This is a genomic window from Intrasporangium sp. (assembly GCF_035280925.1).
Classification (GTDB): domain Bacteria; phylum Actinomycetota; class Actinomycetes; order Actinomycetales; family Dermatophilaceae; genus Intrasporangium.
In genome coordinates, this window is sequence record NZ_DATEEY010000031.1 from 1 (window position 1) to 12,362 (window position 12,362).

The 12,362-nt window shown below is 70.6% G+C and carries 11 protein-coding genes; 1 reads left to right on the top strand and 10 read right to left on the bottom strand.

What is annotated here, in order from left to right; all coding sequences use genetic code 11:
• Window positions 1-512: 512 nt before the first annotated feature.
• The 8 genes from VJN29_RS03420 to VJN29_RS03455 all read right to left on the bottom strand — a co-directional run bounded on the left by VJN29_RS03420 (window position 513) and on the right by VJN29_RS03455 (window position 10,065).
• Entirely contained in the window at window positions 513-863 is a 351-nt protein-coding gene (locus tag VJN29_RS03420) for a VOC family protein (RefSeq protein ID WP_324142176.1), read from the bottom strand.
• A 119-nt stretch (window positions 864-982) separates the two neighbouring features.
• A complete protein-coding gene (locus VJN29_RS03425) occupies window positions 983-1,558 on the bottom strand; it encodes a DUF664 domain-containing protein (RefSeq protein WP_414654319.1) in 576 nt (191 codons plus the stop codon).
• Window positions 1,559-1,759: 201 nt separating this feature from the next.
• Window positions 1,760-2,923: a VWA domain-containing protein gene (locus VJN29_RS03430; protein WP_324142178.1), complete on the bottom strand. Its 1,164-nt coding sequence runs from the start codon at window positions 2,921-2,923 to the stop codon at window positions 1,760-1,762.
• Window positions 2,920-5,151, bottom strand: coding sequence for a DUF5682 family protein (locus tag VJN29_RS03435; protein ID WP_324142179.1), 2,232 nt, complete (start codon window positions 5,149-5,151; stop codon window positions 2,920-2,922). Before VJN29_RS03435 ends, VJN29_RS03430 begins: the two co-directional genes overlap by 4 nt.
• 38 nt (window positions 5,152-5,189) lie before the next feature.
• The gene (locus VJN29_RS03440; RefSeq protein WP_324142180.1) at window positions 5,190-6,287 is read right to left on the bottom strand and encodes an ATP-binding protein; all 1,098 of its coding nucleotides are present in this window, start codon (window positions 6,285-6,287) and stop codon (window positions 5,190-5,192) included.
• The gene (locus VJN29_RS03445) at window positions 6,284-7,771 is read right to left on the bottom strand and encodes a DUF5691 domain-containing protein (protein ID WP_324142181.1); all 1,488 of its coding nucleotides are present in this window, start codon (window positions 7,769-7,771) and stop codon (window positions 6,284-6,286) included. Before VJN29_RS03445 ends, VJN29_RS03440 begins: the two co-directional genes overlap by 4 nt.
• A gap of 53 nt (window positions 7,772-7,824) precedes the next feature.
• Window positions 7,825-9,201 carry an SWIM zinc finger family protein gene (locus VJN29_RS03450; RefSeq protein ID WP_324142182.1) on the bottom strand — a complete coding sequence of 459 codons (1,377 nt, stop codon included), beginning with the start codon at window positions 9,199-9,201 and terminating at the stop codon, window positions 7,825-7,827.
• Window positions 9,202-9,288: 87 nt separating this feature from the next.
• Window positions 9,289-10,065, bottom strand: coding sequence for a TetR/AcrR family transcriptional regulator (locus VJN29_RS03455; protein WP_324142183.1), 777 nt, complete (start codon window positions 10,063-10,065; stop codon window positions 9,289-9,291).
• 83 nt (window positions 10,066-10,148) lie between these two features.
• Here VJN29_RS03455 and VJN29_RS03460 point away from each other — a divergent pair, with 83 nt between their 5' ends.
• Window positions 10,149-10,556 carry a VOC family protein gene (locus VJN29_RS03460; protein WP_324142184.1) on the top strand — a complete coding sequence of 136 codons (408 nt, stop codon included), beginning with the start codon at window positions 10,149-10,151 and terminating at the stop codon, window positions 10,554-10,556.
• A 66-nt stretch (window positions 10,557-10,622) separates the two neighbouring features.
• Here VJN29_RS03460 and VJN29_RS03465 read toward each other — a convergent pair whose 3' ends face one another.
• Together VJN29_RS03465 and VJN29_RS03470 are read right to left on the bottom strand one after the other, a co-directional pair.
• Window positions 10,623-11,696: an alpha/beta hydrolase family protein gene (locus tag VJN29_RS03465; protein ID WP_324142185.1), complete on the bottom strand. Its 1,074-nt coding sequence runs from the start codon at window positions 11,694-11,696 to the stop codon at window positions 10,623-10,625.
• 126 nt (window positions 11,697-11,822) lie between these two features.
• A partial coding sequence (locus VJN29_RS03470) for a hypothetical protein (protein WP_324142186.1) occupies window positions 11,823-12,362 on the bottom strand: 540 nt, incomplete at its 5' end.

The window sequence follows — 12,362 nt, forward strand, 5'->3', positions numbered from 1 at the left end:
GTCCGGAAGAAGAACTCGTCATTCCTCTACAACGGCACCCGCACGATGTACGAGCGCGAGGGCTTCACCTACGACCGGCCCAAAGGGCAGGGCAATTGCGTGATGGTGCGTGAGGTGGCCCCGAGCGAGCGTGGCTGAACCGCCAGAGACCCAAACCCCGACTTGGTGGCTGAACCCCGCCCCCAGGAGCACGGTCATGTCGCGAGTCGCGCTTCTCGGAACTTGCGTCACTCCGCCGGCTGACGGGCGCATGCCTCTTACGCACATGATGCCGACGACAGGACGTTTCGCGAGCCGCCCGTGAGCAGCGTTCGTTATCCAGTCTGATCAGAGCCGACCGAGCCAATGATGGTCAGGGACGAGGGAGGCAAGTGCCCTCCGCATCCATGACCGCCGCTGGCCATCGAGCAACCTGGGCGCCCAACACGGCATGACTGAAGTCAGGAACGGTGCGGGCGAGGTTGCGTGACAGGCCTTCATGTTGACATCACCGGGGAAGATCCGAGTGTGCGTCACTTCGGAGCCGCGAGGACGCAGAACTCGTTGCCTTCCGGGTCTGCCAGGACAACCCACGGTGCATCACCTTGGCCGATGTCGACACGCTGTGCGCCGAGAGCAACCAGACGAGCCACCTCTGCGTCCTGGTCCTCAGGCCTGAAGTCGAGATGCAGCCGGCTCTTGGCCTTCTTGCTCTCATCAAGCCGGACGAAGTCCAATCCCGGCATGCGATCCGGCTCCGGGCGGATCTCGAACTCGTCAGCGGAGGAATGGACCACGACCCAACCAAGAGCATGTGCCCACCACTGCCCGAGGGCCACCGGATCTACCGAGTGGACAATGACCTGTTCCCATTCCAACGTCATGCAGCGAACCTAGCCGTGGCGGGGGCTTCAGAGACAGGCGTTTTCGGGAGAGGAGTCGCACGGCTGGACGCCAGCGCGTCCTGCGCCGCGTGCGTCGGGCGCTCGGCCGCTGCGCATCGTCACCCGGGCAGTTCGAACGGGATTGGAGGACCAGGCGGATCCTCACCAACCCGACCGTCGACAGCCTCGCGGAGTAGATCGGCGTGCCCGGTGTGACGTCCGTACTCCTCGATCATGTCGACCAACAATCGGCGCAAGGTGATGACTCGACCATCACCCGACTCGTAGGTCATGCCCGGACCGCCGCGCGCGATCGCGAGTCGCACGACCTCCCGAGATCGCTCCACTGCCTGACGCCACAATCGGTACAACGTCTCCGGAGCGTCGTCGTCTGCGGAACTGAAGACCCACGCCGACCGGGTCGACGGATCCACACCGGCCCACGGTTCAGGTAGCTCGTCGCCGCCGAAGTCCCCGGTGAAGTTCAGGTCTTCCATGTAGGCCAAGTGCTTGAGCAGTCGACCTAGCGACAACTCGGAGGTGTCGAGCCTCCTCGACAGGCCTTGGCCATCGAGGCCCGCGCACTTCCACTCGAATGTCGCCCGCTGCCGCTCCAGGGAACCCACCAGCGTCACCGCTTCTGAGCCCAGCAAGGGTGGTTCTGGATAACCGGCCCACTTCTCTTCGCTCACCATGTCAGCGTAGGACGGCATCTCGCGCAGGCCAGCCCACCCGTCGGCGCGAGGATGCCATCCGAGCGCACGTGGTTCTTCGCCACCCACGCCAAAGGTGTCGTATTCCGTGGCGCTTGGCCAGAACGTGTCGCGCCACTCGTCGGCAAGGCCCAGCCCTCAGCAGCCGTTGTCTCCAGAAAGATCGGGCGTATGCCGCTGGGCTCAGTTCTCGTCACCGTGTGTCGTCACGATGTCGTTGGCTGCTGCCCAGGCCGCGATGTCGCGGCGCTCGATGGCGGTGGCCATGAGGCCCGGGAACTGGTCCGGCGTGCAGGCAAAGGTCGGCACCCCGACGGCCGCGAGCGCCGCCGCATGGTCCGCGTCATAGCTGGGTCGGCCCGAGTCACTCAACGCGAGCAGGGCGATCATCGTCGCGCCTCCACCGGTGATGGACGCGGCCCGACGCAGCATCTCCTCGGCGATCCCGCCCTCGTAGAGGTCGCTGATGAGCACGAGGATCGTCTCGTTCGGCTGGGTGATGAGGCCCTCGCAGTAGGCCAGGGCCTGGTTGATGTCGGTGCCGCCGCCCAGCTGGACGCCGAAGAGCACATCGACCGGGTCGTCGAGCTCCTCGGTCAGATCGACGACCTGGGTGTCGAAGACGACCAGCCGGGTGGAGACGGACCGGAGGGAGGCGAGCACGGCGCCGAAGACGCTGGAGTAGACGACGGACTCCGCCATCGAGCCCGACTGGTCGATGCAGAGGATGATGTGGCGCTCGACGCGCTGGGCTCGACGGGCGTGGCCGACCAGCCGCGCCGGGATGACCGTCTGGTGATCGGGTTGGTAGTGCTTGAGATTCGCGGCGATGGTGCGATTCCAGTCGATGTCGGACTGCCGCGGCCGGCGGGTCCGGGCCGCACGGTTCAGCGCCCCGGTGACGGCTTGGACCGTCTCGGCGCGGAGGCGCTCCTCCAGCTGGTCCGTCACCGTTCTCACCACCGCGCGGGCCGTCGCCTTCGACCGCTCGGGGATGACCCGGCCGAGGCCGACCAGGGTGCTCACGAGGTTGACGTCCGGTTGGACCGCCTCGAGGAGCTCGGGCTCGAGGAGCAGCTGGGTCAGGCCCAGCCGGTCCATGGCGTCGGCCTGCATCACCTGGACGACCGACGAGGGGAAGTAGCCGCGGATGTCGCCGAGCCACCGCGCGACCCGTGGTGCGGATGCGCCGAGGCCACCGCGCCGCTCCCCGTCGTAGAGCTGACGCAGTGCTTCGTCGCGGCGTAGGTCGTCTGCGCTGAGGCTGGCGGCCTCGCCGATTCCGTCCGCCGCCTCACCGCCGAGCACGAGCCGCCATCGGGTGAGCCGGTCACGCTGCTCGCTCACGCGGTCACCTCGAACCCGAGCAGCCGAGCGACCGCGTCGACGGCCGGGGCGGCGCGCTCGAGGTCGAGGTCGTGCGTCTGCTCCGGTCGAGCCGGTCGCCCACTCGCCAGCGAGGTGAGGTGGGCACCGATCTGGCGCCGCTCGCCCGGCTGGTAGCGCGAGAACGTCCGTCGCACGAGAGGCAGCAGGTCCTCGAAGGCGTCATCCTCCACCGAGGCGAGCCACTCGTCGACGATCGCGAGCAGCTCGTCGCTGTGCAGTAGCAGGAGTGCCTCGCCAGCAAGGAAGCCATCGAGCCACGACGCCGCAGCCGGACCGGGCACAGCCTGGGAGAGGTGTCTCGACAGGCGGGTGGCCGCGGTCGTCTGGTCGATCTCGCCGACGTCGAGGAGCAGCCGGTTGGCGCGTCCGGACACGGCGCCGTGGATCCGGTCGTCGGCCGCGACCGCGGCCAGTGCCCGGTGCCAAGGCGTCCGCAGCTGAGGGTCGTCCATGAGGGCCACGCCGCGGTGAGCGGCCTCGACCGCGGATCGCATCGCGGCTGCGCCGTCGTCGTCGAGGCTCGCACACGTGGCACGAAGCCCGATGGACGCTCGCACGACGACGGTGGCCAGGACGTGAGCGACCTCCGCGACGTCAACGCCCCGGACGTCGCCGTAGCGGCACGTGCGGGCCAACGGCTCGACGGTGCCGAGCAGCGCGACGGTGTCGTGCTGGCGGGCCGTGCGATCGGCAAGTGTCTCCACGACGGAGCGGAGGGCGGTGGGCAGGTCGGCGAGGAGGCACTGCTCGATGAGCCTGCCCAGGGCAGCGAGGTCGGCCGACTGCTCGGCCAGCTCGGCGACCCTGGCCTCCGTGGCCGAGGTGACGGTGTTGCCGTAGAGGCTCGCCTCGATGAGAGCGACGGCGAGCTCGGGGTACCACTCGAGCTGCCAGGCCTCCTTGAAGGTGCCCGTCGTGCGTCCCGTTTCGACGCGCTCGCCCCAGTCGATGCCGAGGAGCGCCAGGCGGTGGAGCAGGACCGACCGGGCCAGCTGCGCGTCGCGTCGGAGGTCGAGCTCGATGACCGTCGCCGTGGTGCTGGCCTTGAGCCGGAGGGACCGCTGTTGCCGTGCGAGGTCGGCGGCGAGCGGCACCATTGGGGTCGACTCCGGGACCTGGCCGAGCTCCTCGCCGACGACGAGCGTGCGGTCGATGAGCCGAAGGGGCAGGTCGGAGCCCTCGGTGAGGGTCGCGCGCGTGGCATCGGTCAGCTCGCTCAGTCCCACTGACGGCCGGCCACGGACGGCGGCCAAGGCCTCCGCAAGCCGGGTTGCCTCGACCACCGACGCGGTCGAGGCGTCGAGGCGCTCATCGCGCAGGGCGCGTGCCACCCGAACGAACCACGACGGCACGACGGACTCCTCGGGCGTGACGAAGAGGTGCTGGTACCAGCCGGGGGAGCGCACCCCGGCCCCGTAGCCCGAGCTGTAGGCCAGCTTGGGGGCGGACCACGGGACCCACGTGGCGGCGACCTTGACCCTGGGCAGCTTGGCCAGCAGCGCGTTGTCGCTGCTCACCGAGGGATACGCCGCAGGGTCAAGGGCGGGCGCGTGGTAGGCGCCGCAGACGACGGCAATGCGCCCCGCGCCATCGCGCTGTGCCTTGCGGATGACCTTGCGCATGGACGCCTCGCGCCGCGCGTTCTCGACATCGTCCTGGCGTCCGTCGGTTGCCCGGACCTCGGCCATGGCGGACGCAAGGTGCCGGAACTGCTCGAGGCTGGAGGACCTCCGGTGCTCGATGACGTCCTCCCACCACCGCTCGGGGTCGTCGTAGCCGGCGGTCCTGGACAGCAGGGTGAGCGGGTCCACCCGGTCCCCTCGATCGCCTCGATCCGCTGCCGGCTCGGGCGACAGGGCCAGCGCATGGGTCGCGGGGAGATCGGCAAAACCCACGGTCACGCCACGTTCGACGGCCCAGCGCAGCGCGACCCACTCGGGGGAGAACACCGCGAAGGGGTAGAAGGACGACAGCCGCGGGGTGTCCACGGCGTAGACGAGGGCCGCCACCGGCGGCACGAGGCCCGCGTCGCCAGCGAGCGGGACGAGCGCATCGAGCTCCGGCGGACCCTCGATGATGATCCGGTCGGGGCCGAGCTCCTCCAGTGCGCCGAGCACGGTCCGGGCCGAGCCGGGGCCGTGGTGTCGGACGCCGAGGACCTCGACGGATGCGGTCGCGGTGGTCACCACTGCACCATCACCACGGCACCATCACCACGGCACCATCACGTCAGCTCCCGGCACGCCCGGTAGAGATCGGCCCATTCGCGCCGGTCCTTCACGACCGTCTCGAGGTACTCCTGCCAGACGATCCGGTCCTGGACGGGGTCCTTGACGATGGCACCGACGAGCCCGGCGGCGACGTCGTCGGCTCGGACGACGCCGTCACCGAAGTGCGCCGCGAGGGCTGCACCGTTCGTCATGACAGAGATCGCCTCTGCCGTCGACAGGGTCGCCGACGGCGACTTGACCGTGGTGCGCTGGTCGGCGGTGACACCGGAGCGGAGCTCGCGGAAGACCGTGACGACCCGCTGGATCTCGGCGAGCGACTCGAGGCCGTCGGGCAGCTCGAGGCTGCGACCCAGGGCCGCGACGCGCGTCCGGACGATCTCGACCTCCTGGTCGAGCGTGTCCGGCAGCGGGAGCACCACGGTGTTGAACCGCCGCTTGAGCGCCGAAGAGAGGTCGTTGACCCCCTTGTCGCGGTTGTTCGCCGTGGCGATGACGTTGAAGCCCTTCTGGGCCATCACCTCCTCGTCGAGCTCGGGGATGGGCAGGTGCTTCTCCGAGAGGATGGTGATGAGCGCGTCCTGCACGTCCGCTGGGATCCGGGTCAGCTCCTCGATGCGCACGAGTGATCCCAGCTCCATGGCCCGCATCACCGGGCTCGGCACGAGGGCGGCCCGGGTCGGCCCCTCGGCCAGCAACCGCGCGTAGTTCCACCCGTAGCGCAGCGCCTCCTCCGGCGTCCCGGCGGTGCCCTGCACGACGAGGGTCGAGTCACCGCTGATCGCCGCTGCGAGGTGCTCGCTGACCCACGTCTTCGCAGTCCCGGGAATGCCCAGCAGCAGCAGGGCCCGGTCCGTGGCCAGCGATGCCACGGCCACCTCCATGAGGCGTCGTGAGCCGAGGTACTTCGGCGTGATCGCGGTGCCGTCGTCGAGGGTTCCACCGAGCAGGTAGGTCGTGACCGCCCAGGGGGACATTCGCCAGCGCGGCGGACGTGGCCGGTCGTCCGCGGCCGCGAGGGCGACCAGCTCGGCTGCGTACGCGTCCTCCGCGTGAGCGCGCAGAACCGTTGTCGTGGTGGGGGTTTCGCTCATCCAAAGGCCTCGCTGATCGATCGCTTGACGGAGTGGAACTGGAGCAGGTTGCGCAGCTGGGCAGCCACCGAGGAATCGTTCCGGACGCGGGCGAGCCACGCCTCGAGGGCCGGAAGGGCTTCCCGGTGCAACCCTGCGAGAAGGTGCGGCATGGCCTGTGGCAGATGCGCGCCAGGTGCCCTCATCGTGCCCAGCCGCGACAGAAGCGCGAGACTGAACTCGGCTGACCATGGCGGGGGCACCGCCGCCAGGAGGGTGGCCACAGCTGCAGTCTTGTGCGACGTGAGCCGGGCGAGCACGGCGGCTTCCCGCTCGGCGGGCAGCAACGCCGGAAGGAGCTCCGGATCCCACACCCGAGTGAGCACCGCGGCTGCCCACAGCGGGTCCCGGCGCAGGCGCACGGCCTGCCGTATGCCGCTGAGTGCGTCTGCGTCGGACAGCCGGCTCACCGTCGTGGCCGGGTCCCACCCCGTCGTCTCCTCCCAGACCTCGAGGGGCGCACCTGCGACGATGCGCTCGAGCCACCACCCTCGCACCGACCGACGCCCCGGTGGCTTGCCGAGCCCGTCTCGCACCCCCGCCGCGTCAGGCGGGTCGGGGAGCGCCATCTCGAGGCTGCGCTTCAGGACGCCCCTGGGCTGGATGAGGGGCCGGAGGCGCTCGGCCATGCGCCCCGCGCGCGCCGAGCCGGGAAGTCCGTCGAGGAGCACGACCGCCGCTTCACGGACCGTCGCCGCACGGTCGTCGAGGGCACGTTCGAGCAGCGGCTCGTCCTCCGGGCCGAGACCGACGCGGAGCGCGCCGAGGTGGGCGGCCCGGTCCCGGGCGCTGTCGGACTGCCAGGTCGACTCGACGAGGCTGCGTGCCCGCGCCGGGTCGTCGGCGCGCACCACTGCGAGGACGGGGAGCCGCTCGGGGGAGGGGAGCCGAGCCCAGTCGACGTCCGTGTGCTCACCGGTCGCAGACGTCGCGACGACACCCGCCAGTGCGTCGGCCACCCACAGCCAGTCCGGGCGCTGCGCGGCGAGCCACGCGCCCCGACGGTCGAGCACCGCTGCGGTGGGCCCGCGGAGCTGTCGGGACGCCGTCGCGAGGTCGAGGACGGTGGGCAGGAGCGAGTGGGGCACGCGTCGTCCGGCAGCCGCGGCGGTCCGGAGCCAGTGCAGGACGAGGCCGTCGCGCTGCTGCGCGCCCGCGGGGGGATGGGTGACGACCAGCTCGAGGAGCTGGATCGCCAGCTGCCCCGCGGCGGGCCGTTCGTCCGCCCCAGCCGGCGCCCCAGCCGTCAGGCGTTCCGGTCGTCGACCCGCCCGGAGCGCTGCGGCTCCGAGGGCCGCCGAGGTGAGCAAAGCCTCCTCCGACCTCGCCTCCGGATCGAGGGCAATGGAGCCCGACCCGAAGGGCGGCAGCGCCGGCACCGGACGGCGGGCGGTGCCCAGGAGCGCGACCGAGCCGAGGTCGTGCCACCAGTCGCTGAAACGCACGGCCTGCCCACTCGACTCCCCGGTCGAGGGTGCAGCAAATGACGGCAGCTCGCTCACAGCGCCACCAGCTCCCCGTCGACGATGGTGGACAGCGGTCTGGCCCGCCGCCCCTCGAGCTCGGCGAAGACATCGGTCGGGTGGCCGCCGGTCAGGGCGAGCAGCGACCACACGGGGCTGTCCTCCGTCAGGCGCAGCCCGTCGCCCGCCTCGTCCACGACAGCGGATGGCACCGGGGCCGCCGTAGTGCCCGGTCCTCGCCGGCGATCAGCCCGACGGGCGCCGCCGCCATCGAGCACCGTCGCCCGCACGCCGCCGAGGACGACGGGCACGCGCCAGGCCCACGGGTTGACGGCCCACGTGGCGGCGGCCTTCGCGTGGGCGGCGTCGACCGATCCGGCGCCCGGGAGCTCACCCCTCGCGTCCGACAGGACGGGCTCGTCCACGAAGAGGGCCCGGTGCACGGCCTTGCCGGGATACCGGGCGAGGGTTGCCTCGAGGACCGACCCGACGACCCGGGCCATCGGCAGGACCTGTCCACCGGCCGCGAAGTCCAGGACCTGGACGATCTCCCCGGACGCCTGCCCGTGCAACCAGGTGCGTTGCTGCTGGAGCCTGCCGTCGTCCGTGCGGTGCGCCCCCAGGACGGTCCACCGGTCGGTGAGGGAGTCCCGCTGCCGCACGGACTCCGTCGACACCGACCACCCGATGACGGTGCGCAGGTCGCCTGCGGCGTCGTCATCGGCCGCATCCCGCTGAGACCAGGCCCTCGTCACGGTCCACCACCGGCCCATCGCGGCGAGCAGGTGGTCGGGCCAGTCCGAGCGGGTGTTGACCTCCGAGGCCATCGTCCGCACCTGGTCGGCCAGGCCGGGCAGCTGGGCGTCGACGAGCCGTGCGGCTGTGGTGTCCCACCAGGCGTAGGGCTGCGAACGCACCGACGCCGTGCCGCCCCGAGCGAGGTCGCCGAGCCACCGCGCGAAGTCCTCCATGCCGGCCGTCATCAGGGCGAGCCGCTCCTCGAGGCGCTTGGCCTGTCCCGTCGGATCAGGTGCTCGCCCTGCCCGTGCGTCCCGTGCCGCCGCACTGCTGGTGGCACGCGCCGCGCGCTCGGCCGCCCACTCCGAGGCGAAACCCGCCGCCTCGGCCGCGTCCTTCACCGAGCCGGCGCCCTCGACCCAGAGCATGAGCAGCGCCAGGCCGTGCTTGCAGGGAAGCTTCCGGCTCGGGCAGGTGCACCGGAAGGCAGGCTCGGTGAGGTCAACGCTCACCTGGTAGGGCATCTTGCCCGAGCCTTGGCACTTGCCCCACACGAGCGTGTTCGTCGATCCCGTGTCCGACCAGGGACCTGGACGCGCGAGCCGGCGCGCGGCCGCCAGCGACGAGGCATCCGGGGCCAGCGCGGTGACCTGTTGTGTCGTCCACCGAGTCATGGTCTCGACATCATGACCGACTGCACCCACGGGCGGCGGCGCACCCCGGCAATTCGACGCAGCCGGCGCACGGCTCAGTCGCCGAAGTTAGCGCTCGATCAGGGCGGCCAGCCCGTCAAGGGTGCGGGCCAGCCCGAACCGCCACGCGTGCTCCGCGCTCCACGACGAACCATGGGCCTCACCGGCGGCGGCGCCGATGCGGACCGCACGGGGAAAGGCGGTCGGATCGAGCACCCGCTCGAGGAGGGGCTGGTTGGCCTCCCACCAGCTCGCGTCGGACATCGCCGTGTCTCGTCTCGCCCGTGCCGCATCGTGTGCAGCCCGGGCATGGCCCTGGACGAAGCCCAGGAGATGCGCCAGCGCTGCGTCCAGCGTCACGTCGTCGAGACCGGTGCCGTCGAGCGCGGCCAGCTCGTGCTCGTACTTGGCCATGACGCCAGGTCCGAGCGGCGGCCGGCTGAGGACGACGACCTCCGTGAGCCAAGGGTGCTCGGCGAACAAGGCGCGGTTCGTCTCGGCGACGCGCTCGAGCCGGCGCCTCCACGTCCGGATGCGCCAGGACGGCCGGTGCATGCGCAGGTAGAGGCGGTCCACCATGAGGTCGAGCAGCTCGGCCTTCCCGGGCACGTAGGTGTAGACGGACATCGTCGATACGCCGACCCGCTCTGCGACGGCGCGCATCGTCACAGCCGCCAGACCCTCGGCGTCGGCGAGCGCGATCCCAGCGTCGACAACAGCGTCGACACTGACGCTCCGACCCGGTCCACGACGCCGCCCTGCACCTGGAAGTCCCCCAAGGGCGTCGCGCCACAGGAGGGCGAGAGTCGGGCTCGGCTCCCCAGCTCCGGTCGAGAAGTCGGCCATGGGAACCATCCTCGCAGCGCATCGGTTGTACGTCGTACGCTGTACACCGTACAGTAACGGGTGCGCACAACGACAGGAGTCCCATGAACATCACTGCCTCAGCGATCTCACTCAACGTCAAGGACGTCCGCGCCTCCGCAGACTGGGCCACGAAGCATCTCGGGTTCAGCCAGGAGATGGCGGCTGAGGGCTTCTGCTCCCTCAACCACCCGAAGGCCGGCTTCAACCTCATCTACCTGGCGACCGGCCTGCCGACCTTCAAGCCGGCCTCCGCCGCTGGGCACGCCGACGGGCTCCTCGTCGTCTTCACCGTCGATGACATCGACGCCGACTACGCTCGCCTGCAGGCTCAGGGAGCCTCGATCGTCACGACCATCGAGACCGAGCCGTGGGGTGAGCGCTACTTCCAGATGACCGATCCCAACGGGGTCGTCTACCAGCTCGTCCAGTGGGTCGAACCCACGGACCCGCAGTACGCCACCCAGCAGTAGCACGACTGAGCCGTATGCCGCTGAGTGCACTCAGCGGCATACGGCCGTGTGTTGTTGGTGGTTGCCTCAGTCGCCGAGGTTCTCCTCGAGGAAGGCCTCGGTCCGCCGGATCGAGAGCGGCCACTGGGACGTGAAGGTGTGCCGCTGACCCTCGTAGACGTAGTAGCTCACCTTCTTGCCGGCCTTCTTCAGGGCGGCCACGGTTTCCTCCGACCACGCGATCGGGCAGCTCTCGTCAGCGGTGCCGTGGTGGATGAGGATCGGTTCGGTGATCCGGTCGAAATACGTGCGGGGACTGGTCAGCGCCCAGGTCTCGGGCGACTCCTCGGGGGTGCCGAGGCGTGCCATGACCTCTCGTGCGGCGCTCTCGCGGTCGTTGTCGCGGCGCACCCACATGTTGAAGTTGTCGATGGAGTCGGAGCTGACCGGGGCGTAGGCGACGGCCGCCTTGAAGAGGCCCGGCTTCGCGACGACCGCCCCGTAGACGACGCCGCCACCCATCGACCGCCCGATGATGCCGATGCGATCCGGGTCGACCGACTCGAGCTGCTGGAGCGCCAGGCCCGCATTGATCGCGTCGATGGCGTAGCCGACGCGCAGGTTGGCGCCGTTGTCCGGGTCGTCGTCAGACTGTGCGTGGTTGCGGTAGTCGATGTGGAGCGTGACGTAGCCCTGCTTCGCGAGGTAGTCACGCTCCCGGAGCATCGTCGCGCCGTTCGTGTACTCCTCGAGCGGGACGTGGCCGTGCGCCAGCACGACGGCGGGGAAGGGACCCGTGCCACGCGGGATGTTGATCCGACCGGAGATGGTCAGGCCGTCGCCCTGGTAGGTCGCGTAGTACTGCCGATAGGCGCTGGTGCTGCCGCCCTCGCGGCCGAGCCGGAGGTTGCGGCCGTCGTAGTCCTCGTCGATGAGGGCCTGGATCGACGCGGGGTCGGGCGGCGCTGTCGTGGTGGTGCTGGGCGTCGGCGTCGCCTCCGTCGTCGGCGCGGGTGTCGTCGCGTCCGCTGGAGGTGCCGTCGTCGCACCGGCCGTCCGGCTCGCGACGGTGGGGCTGGCGGCCTCGCCGCCGTCGCCCGTGCAGCCTCCCACGGCCAGCAGGGCCGTCAGCGAGATGCCGATGCAGGCGTGCCTCCCCACACCTCAGTGTCACCGCTGGGACCGCATTGGCCAAGAACGTGCGCCCCTTCCGATTCCAGACCGTGACCTGGGCCGACGCTCCTGCCGTATGCCGCTGGGCTGGCTTTCTGCGTGACGAGTGACCATTCAGGTCAGCCGGCTCCACGGGTCCTCGGGCACCCAGACTCGTGGCATGAGCAGCTCGACGCCGTCCCTCTCGGCGAACCGCCTGAGCAGGCGCAGGGTGACGTCCAGGTCGTCGCCGGCGTACGGGAGCGCCTGCAGCGGCTCGTCGAGAGGTCGGAAGAAGTCGTCCCAGTGAGTCAGGACGACCCGTCGCGCCGCGACGGTGCGGACGGTGTGCTGCCAGTAGTCGCGGAGGTACGACGCGCTCTGGAGGCCGAGCTGGCCGACGCCGAGGTAGGCGACCTCCGCCTCGTGCCCGGCCAGCGCCCCCGAAACGTGTCCCGCGCTGCCCTGGATGAGCAGGCTACGCGTTGGTCCGGAGCCAGGGAGGTCGCCTGTGTGGCTGGTGCTGTCACGGGGGATGTGACGGACGATGATCGACCAGGCTTCGCCGCAGCGGTAGGCGGACGCGCGTGCCGGGGGATGGACCGGGTCCTCGATCGCGCCGGGGTAGCGGTCCGGCGGGCAGTGCGCTGACAGGACGTGCGTGACGCTGAAGGA